Here is a 19663-nt window from a genome sequence, read left to right on the forward strand (position 1 = left end):
GGGCATGCAACCAGACCTGGCCGCACAGGCCCAGAACCTCGTCAAGACCTACGGCCGCGGCGACACCGCCGTCCGGGCGCTCGACGGCGCGAGCGTGGCGATCACCGCCGGCAGCTTCACGGCCGTCATGGGCCCGTCGGGCTCCGGCAAGTCGACCCTCATGCACGCCCTCGCCGGCCTCGACACCGTCGACTCCGGCCGGGTCCTGCTCGGCGGCACCGACCTGACCGCGCTCGACGAGCGCCGCCGCACCCTGCTGCGCCGGGAACGGCTCGGCTTCGTGTTCCAGGGCTTCAACCTGATCCCGGCCCTGAGCGCCGCGGAGAACATCGGCCTGCCGCTCGCCCTGGCCGGCCGCCCGGTCGAACGGGCCTGGTTCGACGAGCTCGTCGCCACCCTCGGGCTCGCCGACCGGCTGCACCACCGCCCGGCCGAGCTCTCCGGCGGTCAGCAGCAGCGGGTCGCGGTGGCCCGGGCCCTCATCGCCCGGCCCGACATCGTCTTCGCCGACGAGCCCACCGGCAACCTCGACTCCCGCAGCAGCGAGGCCCTGCTGGGTTTCCTGGGCCACGCCGCGCGGGACCTCGGCCAGACGATCGTGATGGTCACCCACGACCCGCGGGCCGCCGCCCACGCCGACCGGGTCGTCTTCCTCGCCGACGGCCGCGTGGTGGACGAGCTCGGCGAGCCGACCGCCGACGCGGTCCTGTCCCGCATGACGCGCCTGGACGCGCCGGCGCGGGCGGGGCGGTGACCGCGATGTGGCGCCTGACCCTGCGCAACGCCGCCGCCCACCCGGCCCGGCTCGCGCTCACGCTGCTCGCCGTGGCCCTCGGCATCATGTTCGTCACCGGCACCCTCGTGCTCACCGACACGTCCGGCCGCGCGCTGGACGCCCAGTTCCGCACCGCCGCCGCCGGCACCGACCTCACCGTCCGGCGCGCCACCGCGTTCGACGACGCGATGGGCGTCGAGGTCGAGCGCGACCCGCTCCCGGCCGCGACCCTCGAGCGCGTCCGCGCGGTGCCCGGCGTCGCCGACGCCCAGCCGGCCGCCCGGGGCCAGGCGCTGCTCACCGCCGGCGGGCGCACCCTCGTGCCGTCCGGGGCGTCGCTGCTGCGCTCGTGGACGCCGGAGCCGTTCAACGCGTTCGCCGTGCGCACCGGCCGCCCGCCGCTGACCGGCGACGAGGTCGTGCTCGACGCGGCCACCGCGCGCGAGTACCACGTCGCGCTCGGCGACACGGTGACCGTGCAGGCCGCGTCGACCGCCGCGCTGCGGGTGGTGGGGCTCGCCTGGTTCGGCGACCGGCCCGGCCTGCCGGACACGACGGTCGCGCTGGTCACCCTGCCGGCCGCGCAGCGACTGCTCGGGCTCGGCGACGGCGTGCCGGAGATCGCCGTCGCCGTCGCCGAGGGCGCGACGGTGGCGCAGGTGCGCCAGCGCCTCGCGGAGCGGCTGGGCGCCGACGCCGAGGTCGTCACCGGCCAGGACGTGGCCGCGGCGAGCGCGGCGGCGGCCAAGGGCCAGGTCGGGTACCTGCGCGCGATGCTCCTCGCGCTGGCCGGGGCCGCCCTGCTCGTCGGCGGGTTCCTCATCGCCAACACGTTCGCCGTCGTCGTCGGCCAGCGCACCCGCGAGCTGGCGGTGCTGCGGGCCGCCGGGGCCACCGGGCGGCAGCTGCTCGGCTCGGTGCTCGGCGAGGCCGCGCTCATCGGCGCCGCCGCCTCGGCCGCGGGCATCGGGCTCGGCGTCGCCGCCGCGGCCGGGCTGCGCGCGCTCGCGGGACGGGTGGGCGTACCGCTGCCGGACGGCGACCTCGTCCTGCTCCCCCGCACCGTGGCCGCCGCGGCCGTCATCGGCGTCCTGATCACCGTCGCCGCCGCCGTCGCGCCCGCCCGCCGGGCCGCGCGGATCGCGCCCGTCGAGGCCATGCGCGAGGCCGCGACCGGCCCGGCGACGAGCCGCGCCCGCGCGCTCGGCGGGGCGGTCGTCGCCCTCGCCGGCGCGGCGGCCCTCGGGGTGGTCCTGGCCGGGCGCGGGTCGCTCGGCCTGCTCGGCGCCGGGGCGCTCGTCACCGTCGGCGGCCTGACGCTGCTCGGCCCGGCGATCGCTCCCGTCCTGGCCCGGATCGCCGGACGGCCGCTGGACCTTGCCGGCGCGCCGGGCCGCCTCGCCCGGCAGACCGCCGCCCGCGCGCCCCGGCGCACCGCCGCGACCGCGATGGCCCTGGCCCTCGGCCTGGCGCTGATCGGCTTCATGGCGGTCGTTGGCACGTCGGTGCGGTCCGCGATCCGCCAGTCCTACGGCGAGACCATCACCGCGGACTACGTCATCGAGAGCAGCCGCAACGAGATGCTCGGCGGCCTGCCGCCGGACGTGCAGCACCATGTCGCGGCGCTGGACGAGGTCGCGGTGGCGTCGCGGCTGCGGTACGGCCACTGGAAGGACGGCACCATGACCAGCGCCCTGACCGCGGTCGACCCCGCGACCCTGCCCCGGGTCACGTCCCTGCACCTGGTCGCGGGCCGGCTCGACGCGCTGGCCGGCGGCGGCGTCATCCTGGCCGAGCGGGTCGCCCGCGAGCGCGGCCTCAGCGTCGGCGACACGCTGCCGATGACGTTCGCGCGCACCGGCGAGCAGCGCCTGCCGGTCGCCGGGCTGCTGCGGGACGCGGACGCGCAGGCGCTGTCGACCGACTACATCATCGGCCTGGACACCTACGCCCGCCTGTACGCCGAGAACGTCGACGCGAGCGTCTTCGTCCGGCTCGCCGACGGGGCGGACCCGGCCGCCGCCCGGCGCGCGATCGAGGCGGCGCTGGCCGGCACGCCCACCGCCCAGCTGCGCGACCAGGCCGAGGCGGTGGCCGGCCGGACCCGCGGCGTCGACGAGATCCTCGGCGTGACCACGGCCCTACTGCTGTTCACCGTGGCCATCGCGCTGCTGGGCATCACGAACACCCTCGCCCTGTCGATCGTCGAGCGGACCCGCGAGATCGGCCTGCTGCGGGCCGTCGGCATGAGCCGGACGCAGCTGCGCTGGATGGTGCGGGGCGAGGCGGTGCTCGTGGCCGTGCTGGCGGTGGTGATCGGCGTGGCCCTGGGGCTCGGCTTCGGGGCCGGCGCGGTGACCGCCCTCGGCTCGACCACCCCGCTCGCGGTGGAGGTGCCGTTCGGGCGGATCGCGCTGATCGTGGCGGTCGCGACCGTGGCCGGGCTCGTCGCCGGCCTGCTGCCCGCGCGCCGGGCCGCCCGGCTGGACGTGCTGGACGCCATCAGCCGGGCCTGACGCGGTGCCGGGGGCGGGCCGCCCGCCCCCGGATCCGGCATGATGATCGTGTGAACCCCGGTGAGGCCCTGCTCCTGCTCGGCGGCGGCCTCCTGGCCGGCACCGTCAACGCGATCGCGGGCGGCGGCTCCCTGATCACCTTCCCGCTGCTCGTGGGCCTGGGCCTGCCCGGCGTGGCCGCGAACGTCACCAACGCGCTCTCGGTGGCGCCCGGCTACGCCGCCAGCGCGGTCGGCAGCCGCCCGGAGCTCGAGGGCCAGGCGCGCCGCATCCGCGCCATCCTGCCGACGATCGTCGCGGGCACCCTGTGCGGCAGCGCCCTGCTGCTGTTCACCCCGCACGAGGTCTTCGACGTCGTCGTGCCGTTCCTGCTGCTGGGCGCCGCGGCGATGATGGCCTTCCAGACCCGGCTGCGAGCCCTGGCCGGCCACCCGCACGACATCTCGCCACGGCGGGCCGCGGTGCAGACCCAGCTGTCGGTCTTCGGCTGCGGCCTCTACGGAGGCTACTTCAACGCCGCCATGGGCGTCCTGCTCATCGCGTTTCTGGCCTTGGTACTGCCCGAGCCCCTCCGCCGCCTGAACGCCCTGAAGAACGTGTTCTCGGCCGTCGTCGGCGTGACCACGGTGCTGCTCTACAGCGTCTTCGGGCCGGTGAACTGGGCCGTGGTGGCGATCCTGGCCCCGGCCACGATCGCCGGCGGCTACCTGGGCGCGCGCGTGGCCCGCCGGCTCCCGGGCGAGGTGCTGCGCTGGATCATCGTCGTGTTCGCCACGACGGTGGCGGTGGTCCTCTTCGTCACGTGAGCGGCGCTCGCTACGGGGCGTCGAGCAGATCGGCGATCGCCTCGATGCCCGCCTCGATCGCCCGCTGGGACGTGTCGCCGAACCCGAGGACCAGGCGCGGGCTCGGCGCGCCCGTCCCGCGGTACATCCCGGACATCCCGTACAGGCCGACGCCGCGAGCGCGGGCGCGCTGGATCAGGCGCGCCTCGTCGGTGCCGTCCGGCAGGGTCAGCACGGCGTGGAAGCCCGCCGCCAGGCCGGTCACCGGCAGCCGCGGGGCGTGCCGCGCGAGGGCGCGCAGCAGCGTCTCGCGGCGCGCGGCGTACTCGGTGCGCATCCGGCGCAGATGCCGGTCGTAGCGGCCCGACTCCAGCAGCGCCGCCAGCGCCAGCTGGTCGATGCCCGGGCTCCCGCGGTCGGCCAGGTGCTTGGCGTGGGCGACGGCGGGCAGCCAGCGGTCCGGCGCGACGATCCAGCCGAGGCGGATGGCCGGGGCCAGGGACTTGCTCACGGTGCCGAGGGAGATGACCCGGTCCGGCGCCAGGCCCTGCAGCGAGCCGACGGGGTCGCGGTCGTAGCGGAACTCGGCGTCGTAGTCGTCCTCGATGATGATGCCGTCGCGCTCGCGGGCCCAGGCGATGAGCTCCTGGCGCCGGGGACCGGACAGCACCACGCCCGTCGGCCACTGGTGGGCCGGGGTCACGAGCACCGCGCGCGCGTCGCCCAGCGCCTCGGGCCGCAGGCCGTGCTCGTCCACGGGCACGGGCAGCACCCGCAGGCCGGCCGAGGCCGCCTGGTCCGCCGTCGAGGAGCCCGGGCCCGGGTCCTCCACCGCCAGGGTGTCCACCCCGTCCGCCCGCAGCACCGGCAGGATCAGGGCCAGGGCCTGGGCCATGCCGGCGCAGACGATCACGTGGCCGGGAGTCGTGGCCGTCGCGCGGACGCGGGTCAGGTAGGCGGCCAGGACCTCGCGCAGGCCGCGCTGGCCGGACGGGTCGCCGTAGTCGAAGGCGGCGTTGGGCATGGTGCGGCAGGCCTCGCGGACCGCCCAGGCCCAGTCCTCGCGCGGTACGAGGCCCAAGTCGGGCACGCCGGTGCGGAAGTCCGCGATCGCCGGCGGCACCGGTGACGACGGCCGCCGCGGCGGGGGTCCGGGGCGGGTGGCCGCGCCCAGCGCGACGCGCGTCGCGGAGCCGGGGCGGCTGGTCAGGTACCCCTCGGCCTGCAGTTGCGCGTAGCAGTCCTGCACCAGGCCGCGGGACAGGCCGGTGAGCTGCGCCAGCTCGCGGGACGACGGGAGCTTGTCGTTGCCGGCCAGGCGGCCGGTGCGGATCGCGGCGCGCAGGGCCTCCTCCAGCTGGGTGCGCAGGCCGGTGCCGCCGGTCCGGTCGATCGTCACCAGCAGCTCCGGACCCAAACCGGCCCACTCCACAGGCATGGAACTGGACCTTACCAGTGTGCCGGTCCGCGCATAGCGTGCTGTCCATGGCCCTTCAGACGCTCCCTCGCCCGCGCCTCGTGACCCGTCCCGTGCTGCTGCGCCTGGTCTCCATCGCCGGGTCGGCCGTCGGGTTCTACCTGCCGCTGTCCGTGGTGCCGATGCTGGCGCACTCCTCCGCCGGCGCCGGCCTGGCGACCGTGGCCCTGCTCGTGGCCACGGTGGTGGTCGAGCTGGTGACGCCGCAGCTGGTGACTCGGATCGGCTACCGCTGGTCGCTGGGGCTGGGGCTGTTCCTGCTGGGCGCCCCGACGGTGGTGCTCGCGTTCGAGTCCTCGCCGCTGGCGATCATCACCGTGAGCCTCGTGCGGGGCGCCGGGTTCGCCGTCTGTACCGTCGCCGGCGGCGCCCTCACCGCGACCCTGATCCCCGCCGAGCGGCGCGGCGAGGGCCTGGCCCTCATCGGCGTGGTGAGCGGCGTGACGAGCCTGATCGCGCTGCCGCTGGGCGTGTGGGCGGCGCACCGCTGGGGCTTCGGCCCGGTGTTCGTCGCGACCGCGGCGGCCACGCTGCTCGCGCTGCTGTCCGTGCCGGGCCTGCCGGCTCGCACCCCGGCGGCCGAGGGACACCGCGGCGTGCTCGCGGGCCTGCGCAGCCCGGCGCTGACCCGCCCGGCGCTCATCTTCGCGGCGTCGACGACGGCCGTGGGCGTGATCGTGACGTACCTTCCGCTCGCCGCGGCCGGGCTCCCGGCGTGGGTGGCCCCGGCGGCACTGCTCGCCCAGCCGGCCGCCGCGACCGCCGCGCGCTGGCTCGCCGGCCGCCTCGGCGACCGCAAGGGCCCGGCCCGCCTGCTCACGCCGGGCATCCTGCTGGCCGCGGCCGGCACCGCCGCGCTCGCCCTGACGAACAGCCCCGCCGCGATGGTGACGGGCTCGCTGCTGCTCGGCGCCGGCTTCGGCGTGCTGCAGAACGCGACCCTGACGCTGATGTTCAACCGGGTGCCCGCCGGCGGCGAGAACACCGTGAGCGCGATCTGGAACAGCGCGTACGACCTCGGCATGGCCGCGGGCGCGATGGCCGCCGGCCTGATCGTGGGCGCGGCCGGCTACCCGGCGACGTTCCTGCTCACCGCCGCGCTGATGCTGCCGGCCCTGCCCCTGATCCGCCGCGACCGCCGCGCCGCGCGGTAGCTACTTGTTGTTCAGCACGTCGTACAGCGCCGCCGGCGCCTCCATGACGTCCGCCGCCGCCGGAGCGGTCGCGGTGACCGGCTGGCCGAAGCCCGCGAACGTCACCTCCGTGTCGGACGCCGGCGTGTCCGCGTACGCGGGCAGGCTGACCTTCAGCGCCGCCAGGTGCCCCTCGGCGTCGACGGTCGCGGTGAACGGCACCGCCTTCGCCTTGTCGCCGAGGCCCGTGATCAGCTCGGGGTCGTTGAACGGGCCCCAGGCCTTCTTCGTGAGGTCGAGCGTGCCGGTGAACGATTTGCCGTCGGTGCTCTGCGCGGCGGCGATGCTCGCGGGCATCGCGGAGAGCTGGACCGGGTCCTTGGCGTCGCCGAGGCCGAGCGCGTTGTCCGCGGCGACCTTCGCCGGGTCGTACTTGAACCACTTCGACCCGTCCATGCCCGGGATCGGCAGCCCGCCGATCTTCACGTAGTACCCGCCCGCGACGAGCAGGGTCTCCACGGACATCTTGGTGCTCGCGTCGAGGCCGACGGAGAGCTTGCCGGTGGCGGTGGCCGCGGCCGGGTCGATCGCACCCTCGATGGTGCCCTCGACGCTCGGGTCGGCCGCCTTGTACGTGTACGCCGCCGCGCTCGTCTTCGCCGCCGCGGCGGTCAGCTGCTCGGTGGCGCTGGCCGCCTTCGTGGTCGCCGCCGCGGTGGTGGCCGGCGTCGTCGCGCCGGTGTCCTCCGTCGTCGAGCCGCACCCGCCGGCCAGCAGCACGACGGAGGTGGCGGCAACGGCCGGCCAGGTCAACCCGTTCATCCGCATATTGGTCACGTTATACGGCAAATGCTGGGGTTTCGCCGGTTTCCGAGGATCGCGGACTGGAGCGGACGGCGCCGAGGCGTTACGGTTCTCGATCGTCGACACGAGGGACTGCGGGGGCGGGCGGCATGACGGGGTACGGCAGCGGCGGCGACGGTTCCTCCCCGTGGGCGGCCCCGCCCGGGATCAACCCCGGCGACCTGGCCACCACCGAGCTCCCCGTGGTGGCGCCGTTCACGCCGCCGGTCGCCCCGGTGCGGCGCCGGCCGGTCGGGCTGTGGCTGGCGGGCGCCGGGCTCACCGTCGCGGTCGCGGCCGGGGCGGTCGTGGCCGTCAAGCTCGTCGGATCCCATGACAGCACCCCCACGCCGGCCGCGGCCCAGCAGGGGAACCCGTCGGCCGTCGCGAGCCAGTCGGAGTTCGCGGGCGAGATCCCGACCGGCGGCGACCGGGACACGGCCTCGCAGGCGGTGCCGGCCGAGCTGAAGCCGGGCGCCAAGCTGAGCTCGGGGCAGGCGCTGCGGTCGCCGAATGGGAAGTACACCCTCACGCAGCAGCCGGACGGGAACCTCGTGCTTGCCGATGACCAGAAGCGGGTGCAGTGGTCGTCCCAGACGTCCTCGAACCCCGGCGCCACCGCCAGCTTCGACCGCAACGGCGACCTCGTCGTCTACGGCAAGGGCGGCCTCGCACTGTGGCGCAGCTCCACCGGCGGCCAGGGCGCCCTGCTCGAGGTCCACGACGACGGCAACGCCGTGGTGTCGCGGACCGACCATCAGGAGGCGTGGTCGAGCCGGGCCGAACGGACGCGGCTCTACCCCGGCCAGGGGCTGACGTCCGGCCAGCAGCGCCGCACGGCCGACGGGAAGTTCACGCTGACCCAGCAGCCCGACGGCAACCTCGTGGTCGCGGGCGCCGACAAGAAGGTCGTCTGGACCGCGCAGACGAGCGGCCACCAGGGCGGGTACACGCTGATGCAGCCGGACGGCAACCTCGTCGTCTACAGCGCCGACAAGCAGCCCCAGTGGTCCTCGGGCACGTTCGGCAGCACCGGCGCGGCGGCGGTGCTCGGCGACGGCGGCAACCTGGTCGTCACGGCCGGCGGCAAGACGGTCTGGTCCAGCGCGACCGACGGCATCAGCCGGCTGACGGTGGGCCAGCGCCTGCACGCCGGCCAGTCGAGGACGGCCCCGAAGGGCGGGTTCACGCTGCTCATGCAGCCGGATGGGAACCTGGTGCTGCGGAACGCGGCCAAGACCGTCGTGTGGAAGAGCGGCACGGGCGGCCACCCCGGCGCGTCGGTGATGCTGCAGGGCGACGGGAACCTGGTCGTGTACGACAGCGCGAACAAGGCGCTGTGGAGCACGAAGACCACCGGCAAGGCCGCGGCGTACCTGCAGGTCGAGGACGCCGGGGCGGCCGTGCTCTACACCGCGGCCAAGCAGTCCGTCTGGACCAGCAAGACCGCCTGAGACCGGCCGCTACGCGCTGCTGTACCGGGAGGCGGCGGCCAGCACCGGGGCGCGGCGGGCGTCGAGGGACGCCAGGTCGGCGTCCGCACCCGGCCGTCGGCGAGGCGGCGGGCCTGCCAGCGGCGTGCCGAGCCCCACTCGGCCGGATGGGTCATGGCGAGCTCGCCGACCCCGTCCCCGGCCACGTTGCGGGCCTCCTGCGCCACCCGCGCGAGCGTGGCCGCCACGATCTGCGTGAGCGGCACGGACGCGCTCCCGAGCAAGCGGGTCGGGAAGCTCCTCAGCCGCTGCGGCACTATGGCACCGGGTACGTTTCCGACCCGGCCCGGTGTATTGGAGGGCTCATGACCGTGTTCGCGTGCGCGGGGTGCGGCGCCGTCCTCACCGTGCCGGTCTCGCAGGTGGCGCTGCCCGTGCATGCCCATCAGGTGTACGGCAACGGCTACCCCCTCGGCACGCTGATGGAACCGGGGACGTTCGCCGTGGATCCGGCACGGCACGGTCCCGCATCGCCGCAGGGTGCCGGTGGAACCATCGCGCTGGCGCCCGGCGACGTCCACGGGGCCGTGCTCGTCCTCGGGCTCGACGGGTTCTGTTGCGGACTGGACGGCCGGGACGGTCCGAACATGAACTGCGCCCGATGCGGACGACCGGTGGCGACCCGCGTCGACGACTGCTCCCTGTGGCAGGCCACTTGGCTCGACCCGACCGCCGTGCGCCGGATCGACGATGCCGCGCCGGCTCGGATCGCCGACTGGGCAACGCTGATCGCGCAGCGGCCCGGAACGCCACCGGCCCTCCCGAACGGTCACTGGGAACCGATGTGGACGGCTGCCGTCGCGGCATCGCTGGCGCATCTGGTGGCCGCCTCCGGTGGTGCCCCGGTCACGGTCCCCGACGGCCTTGTCGCCGCCACGTTCCGCCGGGCACTGGAGCGCCTCCTGCCGCCTGGACCCGGCGCCAAGACGCTCGCCGTCGCCGGACCGAATCTGCCGGCGGTCGCCGACATCCTGCTGGTGCCGCAGCATCCACAGACCGGGGCGGCGTGGTCGCCGAAGGACGGCCAGGTCGCCGTGCCGATCGCCTTCGACGTCTGGGCCGTCCTGGCGGCTCAACGGGACCGCAGGCCGGTTTCCGGCGCCGGGCTGCCGCCCGGGGAGGTGTATCACGACGACCCGCCTCTGCCCGAGCTGTACCGCTTCTCGCCGGACGGCCGCGTCTTCCTGGCGACCCTGGCCGGCTTGCCCGAACTCCGCCAGCCGTGGCTCCGCGCCATCTATGACAAAGTGCGGGAGAACCCCTATCGAGCACTGTTCTGACGGGTCAGCAGCAGCGCCTCGACGCCGGACAGGAACGTGTCGCCGATCAGGGCCGGGTCGAACAGGCAGCCCGACGCCATCGCGCCGTCGCGCAGCATCACGTAGTGGCGCGCGGCGGGCTCCGGGGGCTCGTTGCCGATCCGGGCCAGCAGGCCGGTGATCGTGTCCAGGAACCACCGGCGGTGCTCGAGGACCGCGCGGTGCACGGGGTGGCCGGGGTCCGGGTACTCGGCCACGGCGTTCAGGAAGGCGCAGCCCCGGAACCCCGTGCCCTTGATGCCGTCCGCGATCGCCCGGCTGATCGCCCGCACGGCCTCGGCCGCGGGCCGCCCGTCCGCGAGGGCCTGCTCGGTCTGGTCGCGGATCGCCCGGTCGGCCGCGTGCAGGTAGGCCAGGATCAGGTCGTCCTTGCCCGGAAAGTGCCGATACAGCGTGGCCCGCGTCACCTGCGCCTCGGCGATGATCCGGTCGATGCCGACGGCGTGGATGCCCTCCGCGTAGAAGATCCGGCTCGCCGTGCCGAGCAGCCGCGAGCGCGCCTCGGACGGCCGGGCCCCGGCCTCGCTGCGACTCATGCCGCCATCGTACTAGATAGAACGTTCGGTCTTGACAAACCGTACCCCCAGCAGTCAGGTTTAGAGAGACAGAACGTTCTACCCCTCGAAGGACAAGGGAACGCCGATGACGCTGCGCCAGCTCTACTTCGCCCGCTTCGGATTCGCCGTCGTCTGGGCCGCCCTCGTGCTCGTCACCGGAGCGGACCACCTCGGACCGGCGACCGTCGCGCTGCTCGTGCTCTACCCCGCGTTCGACGTGGCGGCCGCGATCGTCGACGCCCGCGGCGCCCTGCCGCACAACCGCCGGCTCCTCTACGCCAACATCGCCATCAGCACGCTCGCCGCGATCGGCCTCGCCGTGGCCTGCGCGTCCGGCATCCCGGCCGTCCTGCGGGTCTGGGGCGCGTGGGCGATCGTCGCCGGCCTCGTCCAGCTGTTCGTGGCGCTCGGCCGGCGCGCGATGGGCGGCCAGTGGGCGATGATCCTCAGCGGCGGCCTCTCCGTCCTCGCCGGGGCGTCGTTCGTCCTGGCGGCCGGCGCCGACAACCCGGCGCTGACCAACGTCGCCGGCTACGCGACCGTGGGCGGAATCTTCTTCCTCGTCTCGGCCCTGCGGCTGCGAGCCGCGAACCGGCCCGCGCAACCGGCCTGAAACCGGCCCCCGCGGAGGGGGCGTTGGCCGTGGGCGCGGATCATGACGGCCCCGTACTACCGCCTGCAGCCCGAGTTCGGCTTCCTGGACCACCTCACGGACGCGAAGCGGGTGCTGGCCTGGGCGCGCGAGCGGGGCCCGTCGACGCTCGTGGTCTCCGGCAGCTCGGCCGGCGCGCACCTGACCGCCCTGTGCGCCTTCACGCCGAACGACCCGCGGTTGCAGCCGGGCTTCGAGGACGCCGACACGACGATGGACGCGGCGGTGTGCATGAACGCGTACCTCGGCAAGTACGACGACAGCCTCGACGGCCGGACGTCGCCGTGGGACTGCATCCGGCCGGACGCGCCGCCGTTCCTCGTCGTCCACGGCACCCACGACCCGCTCGTGCCGGTCGAGCACACCCGGGCGTTCGTCGAGCGGCTCGCCGACGTGCGCTACATCGAGCTGCCCGGCGGCCAGCACGGCTTCGACCTGTTCCACTCCCCCGCTTCGAGGCCGTGATCGACGCGATCGAGGCGTCAGTGGATGCGACGGCCAAGCGCGTCCGGAACGCCTGACTTGCGGAAGAAGTACGTGTTGATCTGATCCCGCCACTCGCCGGCCGACCGCTCCTGCTCGGCCAGCAGTTCCCCGACCCGCGCGTGCAGGCCCTCCCCGACGAGGGCGGGCGGCAGCGCATCCCACCGCCGGCGCATCTCGGTTACGGCCGCCGCGCCGGCGAAGTGGGTGTCGTAGATGTGCTGGATCACGGTGGTGCCGGAGTGCAGCACGTGGCTGTACGGCACGTGGTGGAAGAACAGCAGCAGCTCGTCCGGGCAGGTCTCGAGCGACTCGTAGCGCGCGGACCACGGCGGCGGATACTGCCCGCAGAACCCGGTCCCGGTCGCGACGGTCCGGTCGACGCCGACCCCGTCCCGGTCGGCGAAGTGGTAGGTCCCCCACGGGCTGTACTCGTACCCGTCGACGTCCGGCCCGTAGTGATGCCCCGGCTTGACCATGAACCCGACCCCGAGCGGCGCCGTGTACGACTCGTACACCGCCCACGACGAGTCCATGAGCGCGTGCAGCACGCCGGCCGCCGCGGCCGGGAAGGTGAGCCGAATCCACTCGTCCAGCAGCGCGATCGGGTCCAGCGCGGGATCCCAGGCGAGCCGCCCGGCCGCGTACAGGTTCGCCTGCGCGAGCGGGTGCCCGGTCCAGTAGGGGTCCTCGCCGACGTTGGACACGGTGACGACGGCATCGACGCGATCGGCCACGGCCGACAGCACCGGCGACCACATCGGCGGCAGGTAGCAGACGTGCCGCTGCTGCCCCGTGTACTCCTGGGTCGCCTGGAACTCGACCGCCAGCCGGGTCGCGGCCATCCCGAGCAGCACGGGCGAGACGGGCTCGCGGGTCTGGAAGTCGATCGGCCCGTGCTTGACCTGCAGGATCACGTTGTCGGCGAACTGCCCGTCGAGCGGGCCGAAGTGGTCGAACGCGGCCCGGGCCCGGTCCGTGGAGCGGTCCCGCCAGTCCTGCCGGTGGTTGTAGACGAACGCCCGCCAGTACACGTCCCCGCCGAACGGCGCCAGCGCGGCCGCGAGCGCGTTGGCCCCGTCGGCGTGCGTGCGCCCGTAGGCGAACGGCCCCGGCTGCCCCTCCGAGTCGGCCTTGACGACGAAGCCGCCGAAGTCCGGAATGACGGCGTACACCCGCCGGGCCGCCGCCGCCCACCATTCGCGCACCGCGGGGTCGCACGGATCGGCGGTGCCGAGCCCGCCGAGCGTGACCGGCGAGGCGAAGGACACCGAGAGCAGGACCCGGATGTGGTACTGCCGGAAGCGCCCGGCCAGCGCCGCCACCTCCCCGATCCGGTCGGTGAGCAGCCGCGCCTCCCCCGCGTGGACGTTAACGTTGTTGACCGACACCAGGTTGATCCCCGTCGCGGCCAGCAGCCGCGCGTAGTCCGACACCCGGTCGAGGTCGGCGGTGAGCGCCCCGTCCTCCCAGAACACGGACCCGCCGGAGTACCCGCGCTCGACCTGCCCCATCACGGGGTGCACGAACACGTTGTCCCAGTGCTGCATCACCCGCCGGGCCTTGGCCGGCCGGTGCGTGGCGGCGGGACAGTCCTCGCGCAGCCGCAGCGCGTGAAACGCCCCGTACATGAGCCCGGGCTCCCCGGCGGCGACGACGGTGGTGACCCCGCCGGCCCGCGCGATCGTGTAGCCCTCCTCCCCCAGCCCGCAGTCCGGATCGCGGGTGAGCACGATGCTGTCGTCGACGTCCCGCGGCAGCCAGGCCGGGTGCACGCCCGTCACGACAGCTCCACCACGGCCACGGCGAGCGGCGCCAGCACCACGACGTCGTCCACAGTGGACCCGGTCAGCAGGTCGACGCCCGGGCCCGGCAGGGCGACCGTCGCGGTCCGGGCGCCGGAGTGGTTGAGCAGGAACAGGAACCGCTCCCGCCGCGTCGCCTCCACGTGGGACGGGGCACCCTCGACCACCGGCGCGGACCCCGCCGCCCGCACCGCGCTGAGCACCGTGTCCCGCAGCGCGTCCGCCGGCAGCCGGGTGCCGATGTAGACGACCCGTCCCGCGCCGACGTCGTTGCGCAGCATCGCCGGCCGCCCGGCCAGCTCGCCGGTCGTGTAGTGCCCCAGCACCGTCGCCGTCTCCGGGTGCACGCTCTCCTGCCACCAGTCGGCGGTCGCGGTGGTCCCGTCCGCGAACTCGACCTCGAACGACTCCCCCTCCCGGGCCGGCCAGTATTCGTCTATGGAGGCCCCGATGAGCCGCCGGAACGCTCCCGGATAGGCGGGCTGCCGCACCTGGTTGTCCCGGTCGACGACACCGGAGAACAAGGAGATCACGACGGTCCCGCCGGCCGCCGCGAACTCCTGGACGCGCTCGGCGAACCCGTCAGGAACAAGATAGGCGTTGGGTATGACAAGAACCCGGTAGCGGTCGAGCGCCGAGTCGAACGAGACGAGGTCGACGGCGTAGTGCGCCTCGAGCAACGGCCGGTAGTGGTCCACCGCGATCCGCGCATAGTCGAAGTCGTTGCGGGGCAGGCCGTAGGTGTCCTCGAGGCCCCACCAGGCCTCCCAGTCGAACAGCAACGCGACGGACGCGGAGGACGAGGAGCCGGCCACCGGACCGACGCGCCTCAGCTCGTTGCCGAGAGCCGAGACCTCCTGCCAGGTGCGGGAGGCGGGGCCGGAGTGCGGCAGCATGGCCGAGTGGAAGCGCTCGTGCCCGCCCCGCGACGCCCGCCACTGGAAGAACAGGACGCTGTCGGAGCCGTGCGCGATCGCCTGGTACGACCCCAGCCGCATCCGCCCCGGGCGCTTGACGTTGTTGACCCGCCACTGCGACACCCCGGACGCGGCCTGCTCCATGAGCAGCCAGGGCTCCCCGCGCAGGGACCGCATGAGGTCGAAGTTCAATGCGGCCGACACGTGCGCGTCGGGCTGCCCGGGATCGGGGTAGATGTCGAGCGCGGCGCAGTCCTCCTCCCGCGCCCAGCGCCAGTAGTCCGCATGGCGGTAGAACCGCATGAAGTTCGTGAGGATCGGCAGGTCGTCGCGGTACTGCCGGATCGCGTCCCGTTCGGCGACGAAGCACTCCAGCAGCGCGTCGGAGGTGAAGCGCTTGAAGTCGAGGCGGCGCGCGGGATTCGACCACGAGCGCGGGACCTCGGGCGGCGCGACCTGCTCCCAGTCGGTGTACCGCTGCCCCCAGAACCGGGTGTACCAGGCGTCGTTGAGCGCGTCGAGATCCCGGTACCGCCGCCGCAGCCAGGCCCGGAAGGCCTCGGCGGCGCTCGGGCCGTAGGAGGTCGGGCCGTACTCGTTGGACACGTGCCACATCGCGAGCGCGGGATGATGCGAGTAGCGCTCGGCGAGCTTCCCGGCGATGCGCCCGGCGTGCTCGCGGTACCGCGGCGAGGTCGGGTCGAAGTGCAGCCGGTTGCCGAAGCCGAAGGTCTCGCCGTCCTCCATGACCGGCAGCACCTCGGGGTGGCCGTGGGAGAGCCAGACGGGCGGGGCCATCGTCGGGGTGGCGAGGTCGACGCTGATGCCGCCGGCGTGCAGCAGGTCCAGCACCTCGTCGAGCCAGCCGAAGGTGAAGCGGCCCGGCTCCGGCTCGAGCGACGCCCACGCGAAGACGCCGACGGTGACCAGGTTGACGCCGGCCCGGCGCATGAGCTCGACGTCCTCCCGCCACACCGCCCGGTCCCACTGCTCCGGGTTGTAGTCCCCGCCGAACGCGAACCCGCCCAGCCTTTGCCGGAGGCCATCCATCCGCGCGTTCATGCTGCTGCTCATGCCAAGAACCGCTCCTCGATCTCGGCGCACATCGGCCGGCTCACGAGGACCAGCCCGGCGATGAGCAGCGATGCCGGCAGCAGCGCGACGGCCTCGGAGGCGAGCACGGTGATCGCGCCCGCCGTCAGCAGAATCCCGGCGGTGCCGAGCGCGACACCCGGACGACGAGCCAGGAAGTAGGCCGCGAGCTTCGCGATGTCGGCGGTACGGAAGACGAACAGGGAGGCGATGACCACCGCATTGACGCTCCACAGCACCACCGCGGCCCCCAGCGCGACCAGCAGCGCCGCCCACCACGCCGGAATGCCCGCGGCGCCGCGATGCGTCAGCGAGACGCCGAGGACCGCGAGAAGCCCGAGCGCGGGCAGCCAGATCCGAAGCACCGCGACGACGTTGAGCCGATAACCGCGCATGAAATCCAGCAACGGACGCAGGTCGGCGAGGTCGGACTTGCGACGCCGGAACGCGTACACGGCGGCGGACGCCGCCGGGGCCAGGGGCACGGCGCACAGGGCGAACAGCGGCACGTTGCTCGCGGAGCGATCCAGCAGGAGCAGCAGCACCAGCCCGGGGGCGGCCGTGAGCAGGAACAGCAGCTCGACGACGAGGAGCGTGTAGATCAGGGCGGCGCAGCGGAAGAGGGTGCTCATCCGAACAACCGGGAGTCGTCGAACCAGGGCGGCGTCTCGTCGGTCACGGGGCTCACCTCGACCAGGGTCACCTCGTGGCGGCCGAGGGTCAGGTCGAGCTCGGCCCGGCCGTCGTGCACCGGCACGCGGCGGTGGGTGCGCACCGGCTCGGCGGCCTCGCGCAGCGCGTCGAGCTGGCGCGGCTTCGGCGAGGCCGGGCGGCCCATCGCGGCCCAGGCGGCCCGGGCGTTCCCGGCGTCCTCGCCGGCCGAGGACCGGGCGGCGAACGCGTGCCCGGCCCGCCCGACGGGCACCGACAGCCGCACCCGGTGGCCGTCCACGGTGGACTGTCCGGTGTGGTCGGCGGGCGCCCACGCGAGCACGGTGACGTGCCCGGCCGCGTCCCGGGTGACGAGGTGGTCCTCGCCGCGGGCGAGCACGTCGGGGCCCATGCGGGCGAGGAAGGCGTACAGGTGGAAGGTCGGCTTCTTGATCTGGCGGTGGGTCAGCAGCCCGAAGCCGCCGTGGAACATGGTCGCCGGCACGCCGGCCTCCTCGAACATGTCGCAGAACGTCCAGTACGAGAACGAGTCCACGAGATCGCCGGCCGCGGCCACCACGGGCGCGAGGTAGGCGGCGTGGAACGCGGTGTCGTGGATCGGGTTGTCCGGGCGGTAGGAGGAGCTGAACTCGGTGATGTGCACCGGCAGCCCGGCCAGCGCGGTGCCGGCGAGGGTGCGGCGGGGCGCCGCGAACTGCTCCAGCAGCGCCGCGGCCGGGCGCAGGGTCTGGTAGGACCCGAACGGCACCGGCTGCGCGGGCCCGGACGTGTAGGCGTGCCGGCTGACGAAGTCGATCGGCACCGAACGCTCGGTGACGAAGTCGGCGAAGCGGGCCAGCCAGTCGTCGTCGGCGCCCGGCGACAGGGCCGGGCCGCCGACCTGCAGCGACGCGTCGACCTCCTTCACCGCGTGCGCGGTCATCTCGTAGAGGCGGTGGTAGGCGTCCTGGTCGGCGCCGGGCCAGAAGACGCTCAGGTCCGGCTCGTTCCACACCTCGATCGGCCAGCCGCGCACCTCGTCGAGGCCGTAGCGGTCGACGAGGTGCGCCACCGTGGAGCGTACGAGCGCCGCCCACTCCTTCGGCGACTCCGGCGGCGTCACGTTGCCCTGCCACCAGAACACCGTCTGCTCGCCCGAGGCCAGGGCGGCGGGGGTGAAGCCGAGCTCGACGAACGGGCGCACCCCCAGCGCCAGGTAGGCGTCGACGATCTGGTCGACGTAGGTGTACGTGTGCGCGACCCGCCGCGAGCCGGCGAACTCGTAGGGGCGGTGGACGCCGACGCCGTCGCTGAGCAGGCCGTGCTGGCGGATGTGCCGGAACCCGATCTCCCGTTGCACGAGCGCGAGGGAGTCCTGGTAGTCGCGGCGCAGCGCCAGCTCGAACCGCCCGGCGCCGACACAGCGGCGCCAGGCGTCGGTGAGGCGGCCCGAGGGCCGGTCCGGCACGTGCATCGGGGCGGTCACTCAGCCGTGCGCCTTCTTGTAGCGCTGGTAGGCGCCGTTGACCAGCTCGACGTACTTGTCCATGTTCTTGCCCTTGAGCTCGCCGACGTAGGCGCTCCACTCCGACAGCGGCCGGGTGCCGAGGACGAACTTGAGGGTCTGCTGGTAGACGGTGTCCTTCAGCGCGGTCTCCCACAGCGTGGCCTGCTCGCGCTCCTCGGCGTTGAGCGGCCGCGGGGGCGGCTGGGGCCGGTTGGTGCGCTTGTTCATGACCTCCTGGAATGCCAGCTCCTCCTTGGGGAACTGGGAGTTGAGCAGCTTCGTGGACCCGCCGTAGGCGAAGACGCCGTTGAAGAAGCCGTACTCGACCTGGAGGTTCTTGGTGCCCGACGGGTTGAGCCCGCCCCAGTTGACGTCGCTGGCGAGCTTGAAGGTGCCGTCGTCGACGCTGCCCGTATAGGTGGTGCCGTCGATGCCCCACTTGGCGAACATCTTGCCCTGCGGGGAGTAGAACAGCCAGTCCATGAACTGCATGAGCGCGACGAAGTTCTTGCTCTGCCGCGCCTTGGCCGAGATCATCACCCCGGACTCGAGGCGGGAGACGAAGATGGTCTCGCCCATCGGGCCGGTCGGCACCGGGATCTTCAGCACCGTGGCGCCGGGGATGTTCTTGATGCTGGGCCGGATCTCGTTGACGAGCGTCTGCGCGTTGCAGCTCATCACGAACGACTTGCCGCTGGCGAACTTCTGCTTGGCCTGGTCGTCGGGCTGGGTGAAGCTCTCCGGGTCGACGAGCTTCTCCGCCACCAGGGTGTTCAGATACTGGATCATCGCCTTGTACTGGTCGGTGGCGCCCGAGTACACGAACTTCTTGGCCCCGTCGTCCCAGGTGGTGTGCTGGAAGCCCCAGCCGGCCAGGGCCCCGTAGGACATGCCGACGAGGTTCAGCAGGTTGTTGCCGCCGGGCTGGGGCGGGGTGCTCCAGCGGTCCGACAGCGGGTACGAGTCCGGGTAGGCCTGCTTCATGGCCTTGAGCACGGCGTGCAGGTCGTCCCACGTCTTGGGGATCTGCAGCCCGAGCTGCTGCAGGATGTCGGTGCGGATGGCCAGCGAGTAGTCCTGCCAGGCATCCTCGTGCAGGCCGGGCAGCAGGTAGAACTTGCCGTCCTCCTGCCGGAAGCCGTCGAGGTCCGGCTCCAGCTTCCACTTCGCGACCTGCTCCTTGAAGTTGGGCATCAGGTCGAGGTGGTCGCTGACGGGCAGGATCGCCCCGCTGGCGATGTACGCCTCCTCGTCGGGGTGGTACGTCTTCGGGATGATCGTGGGCGCGTCCCCGGAGGCGACCACGACGCTGCGCTTCTGGTTGTAGTCGCTGCCTGGCACGACCGTCGACTGAAGCGTCACCCCGGTGCGCTTGGCGAGCTCCTGGAAGAACGTCCAGTTTTCCTTGTACGGGTAGGCGGCGTTGCTGAGCATCATGATGGAGAAGGTCAGCGGGGACTTCGCGGTGAACTGGGTGCCGGCGGCGTAGCCGTCCATCGCCCCCTCGCGGTTGGCGCTGTAGTCCTGGGCCTTGCCGTCGCCGGTGTCGTCGCCGTCGTCGCCCGAGCAGCCGGCGAGGGTGGCGAACGCGGCGGCACCGGCGGCGCCGAGCACGGCCCGTCTGGAAACCTTCATGTGGACTCCTCGGTCCTTCTCGA

17 protein-coding genes are annotated in these 19663 nt (G+C 73.7%); 8 read left to right on the forward strand and 9 right to left on the reverse strand.

The genetic code is table 11. From position 1 onward, the window contains the following. Positions 1 to 4: 4 nt before the first annotated feature. The 3 genes from AC6JBM_RS24070 to AC6JBM_RS24080 are packed head-to-tail and all read left to right on the forward strand — an operon-like array spanning position 5 to position 4097. Positions 5 to 754 carry an ABC transporter ATP-binding protein gene (locus AC6JBM_RS24070; RefSeq protein WP_497985832.1) on the forward strand — a complete coding sequence of 250 codons (750 nt, stop codon included), beginning with the start codon at positions 5 to 7 and terminating at the stop codon, positions 752 to 754. A gap of 5 nt (positions 755 to 759) precedes the next feature. Beyond that, positions 760 to 3291, forward strand: a complete 2532-nt coding sequence (locus tag AC6JBM_RS24075) for an ABC transporter permease (RefSeq protein WP_497985833.1) — start codon at positions 760 to 762, stop codon at positions 3289 to 3291. 50 nt (positions 3292 to 3341) lie between these two features. After that, a complete protein-coding gene (locus AC6JBM_RS24080; RefSeq protein WP_497985834.1) occupies positions 3342 to 4097 on the forward strand; it encodes a sulfite exporter TauE/SafE family protein in 756 nt (251 codons plus the stop codon). 10 nt (positions 4098 to 4107) lie between these two features. Here the strand turns inward: AC6JBM_RS24080 and pdxR are convergent, their stop codons facing one another. Next, a complete protein-coding gene (pdxR, locus tag AC6JBM_RS24085) occupies positions 4108 to 5514 on the reverse strand; it encodes a MocR-like pyridoxine biosynthesis transcription factor PdxR (protein ID WP_497985835.1) in 1407 nt (468 codons plus the stop codon). A 47-nt stretch (positions 5515 to 5561) separates the two neighbouring features. On the opposite strand from pdxR, the gene AC6JBM_RS24090 reads away from it, so the two are divergent. Continuing rightward, complete coding sequence (locus AC6JBM_RS24090) at positions 5562 to 6707, forward strand: MFS transporter (RefSeq protein ID WP_497985836.1); 1146 nt, start codon at positions 5562 to 5564, stop codon at positions 6705 to 6707. Here the strand turns inward: AC6JBM_RS24090 and AC6JBM_RS24095 are convergent, their stop codons facing one another. Beyond that, positions 6708 to 7508 (reverse strand): hypothetical protein, encoded by an 801-nt coding sequence (locus AC6JBM_RS24095; RefSeq protein WP_497985837.1) that lies wholly within the window; start codon positions 7506 to 7508, stop codon positions 6708 to 6710. Between the two features lie 131 nt (positions 7509 to 7639). Here AC6JBM_RS24095 and AC6JBM_RS24100 point away from each other — a divergent pair, with 131 nt between their 5' ends. Continuing rightward, a complete protein-coding gene (locus AC6JBM_RS24100; protein WP_497985838.1) occupies positions 7640 to 8983 on the forward strand; it encodes a hypothetical protein in 1344 nt (447 codons plus the stop codon). On the opposite strand, the gene AC6JBM_RS24105 is transcribed toward AC6JBM_RS24100, so the two are convergent. Beyond that, entirely contained in the window at positions 8938 to 9228 is a 291-nt protein-coding gene (locus AC6JBM_RS24105; protein ID WP_497985839.1) for a hypothetical protein, read from the reverse strand. The two genes, AC6JBM_RS24100 and AC6JBM_RS24105, sit on opposite strands and share 46 nt — an antisense overlap. 156 nt (positions 9229 to 9384) lie before the next feature. Here AC6JBM_RS24105 and AC6JBM_RS24110 point away from each other — a divergent pair, with 156 nt between their 5' ends. Continuing rightward, positions 9385 to 10302 carry a hypothetical protein gene (locus tag AC6JBM_RS24110; protein ID WP_497985840.1) on the forward strand — a complete coding sequence of 306 codons (918 nt, stop codon included), beginning with the start codon at positions 9385 to 9387 and terminating at the stop codon, positions 10300 to 10302. Here the strand turns inward: AC6JBM_RS24110 and AC6JBM_RS24115 are convergent. Then, positions 10284 to 10877 (reverse strand): TetR/AcrR family transcriptional regulator, encoded by a 594-nt coding sequence (locus tag AC6JBM_RS24115; RefSeq protein ID WP_497985841.1) that lies wholly within the window; start codon positions 10875 to 10877, stop codon positions 10284 to 10286. The two genes, AC6JBM_RS24110 and AC6JBM_RS24115, sit on opposite strands and share 19 nt — an antisense overlap. A 106-nt stretch (positions 10878 to 10983) precedes the next feature. Between AC6JBM_RS24115 and AC6JBM_RS24120 the strand changes: the two genes are divergently transcribed. Together AC6JBM_RS24120 and AC6JBM_RS24125 are read left to right on the forward strand one after the other, a co-directional pair. Beyond that, positions 10984 to 11511 carry a hypothetical protein gene (locus tag AC6JBM_RS24120; protein ID WP_497985842.1) on the forward strand — a complete coding sequence of 176 codons (528 nt, stop codon included), beginning with the start codon at positions 10984 to 10986 and terminating at the stop codon, positions 11509 to 11511. 42 nt (positions 11512 to 11553) lie between these two features. Next, positions 11554 to 12015: an alpha/beta hydrolase gene (locus tag AC6JBM_RS24125; protein WP_497985843.1), complete on the forward strand. Its 462-nt coding sequence runs from the start codon at positions 11554 to 11556 to the stop codon at positions 12013 to 12015. Between the two features lie 17 nt (positions 12016 to 12032). Here the strand turns inward: AC6JBM_RS24125 and AC6JBM_RS24130 are convergent, their stop codons facing one another. Genes AC6JBM_RS24130 through AC6JBM_RS24150 form a run of 5 tightly spaced genes read right to left on the reverse strand, consistent with a single transcriptional unit; the run spans position 12033 to position 19640 of the window. Continuing rightward, entirely contained in the window at positions 12033 to 13817 is a 1785-nt protein-coding gene (locus AC6JBM_RS24130) for an alpha-glucuronidase (RefSeq protein WP_497985844.1), read from the reverse strand. After that, positions 13814 to 15829, reverse strand: a complete 2016-nt coding sequence (locus tag AC6JBM_RS24135; RefSeq protein WP_497985845.1) for a beta-galactosidase — start codon at positions 15827 to 15829, stop codon at positions 13814 to 13816. Before AC6JBM_RS24135 ends, AC6JBM_RS24130 begins: the two co-directional genes overlap by 4 nt. Further along, positions 15826 to 16479, reverse strand: a complete 654-nt coding sequence (locus AC6JBM_RS24140) for a hypothetical protein (protein ID WP_497985846.1) — start codon at positions 16477 to 16479, stop codon at positions 15826 to 15828. Before AC6JBM_RS24140 ends, AC6JBM_RS24135 begins: the two co-directional genes overlap by 4 nt. Then, positions 16476 to 17984, reverse strand: a complete 1509-nt coding sequence (locus tag AC6JBM_RS24145; protein ID WP_497985847.1) for a GH39 family glycosyl hydrolase — start codon at positions 17982 to 17984, stop codon at positions 16476 to 16478. The genes AC6JBM_RS24140 and AC6JBM_RS24145 overlap by 4 nt, the downstream gene beginning before the upstream one ends. After that, positions 17985 to 19640, reverse strand: coding sequence for an ABC transporter substrate-binding protein (locus tag AC6JBM_RS24150; protein ID WP_497985848.1), 1656 nt, complete (start codon positions 19638 to 19640; stop codon positions 17985 to 17987). It abuts the gene before it with no gap. Between the last annotated feature and the right edge of the window lie 23 nt (positions 19641 to 19663).

Source organism: Dactylosporangium thailandense, from assembly GCF_059739745.1.

Bases quoted from the DNA above. Each gene is read 5' to 3' on its own strand.
- AC6JBM_RS24070 (WP_497985832.1), top strand. From the start codon at position 5: ATGCAACCAGACCTGGCCGCACAGGCCCAGAACCTCGTCAAGACCTAC.
- AC6JBM_RS24075 (WP_497985833.1), top strand. From the start codon at position 760: ATGTGGCGCCTGACCCTGCGCAACGCCGCCGCCCACCCGGCCCGGCTC.
- pdxR (WP_497985835.1), bottom strand. From the start codon at position 5,514: ATGCCTGTGGAGTGGGCCGGTTTGGGTCCGGAGCTGCTGGTGACGATC.
- AC6JBM_RS24090 (WP_497985836.1), top strand. From the start codon at position 5,562: ATGGCCCTTCAGACGCTCCCTCGCCCGCGCCTCGTGACCCGTCCCGTG.
- AC6JBM_RS24095 (WP_497985837.1), bottom strand. From the start codon at position 7,508: ATGAACGGGTTGACCTGGCCGGCCGTTGCCGCCACCTCCGTCGTGCTG.
- AC6JBM_RS24100 (WP_497985838.1), top strand. From the start codon at position 7,640: ATGACGGGGTACGGCAGCGGCGGCGACGGTTCCTCCCCGTGGGCGGCC.
- AC6JBM_RS24115 (WP_497985841.1), bottom strand. From the start codon at position 10,877: ATGAGTCGCAGCGAGGCCGGGGCCCGGCCGTCCGAGGCGCGCTCGCGG.
- AC6JBM_RS24120 (WP_497985842.1), top strand. From the start codon at position 10,984: ATGACGCTGCGCCAGCTCTACTTCGCCCGCTTCGGATTCGCCGTCGTC.
- AC6JBM_RS24125 (WP_497985843.1), top strand. From the start codon at position 11,554: ATGACGGCCCCGTACTACCGCCTGCAGCCCGAGTTCGGCTTCCTGGAC.
- AC6JBM_RS24135 (WP_497985845.1), bottom strand. From the start codon at position 15,829: ATGAGCAGCAGCATGAACGCGCGGATGGATGGCCTCCGGCAAAGGCTG.
- AC6JBM_RS24140 (WP_497985846.1), bottom strand. From the start codon at position 16,479: ATGAGCACCCTCTTCCGCTGCGCCGCCCTGATCTACACGCTCCTCGTC.
- AC6JBM_RS24150 (WP_497985848.1), bottom strand. From the start codon at position 19,640: ATGAAGGTTTCCAGACGGGCCGTGCTCGGCGCCGCCGGTGCCGCCGCG.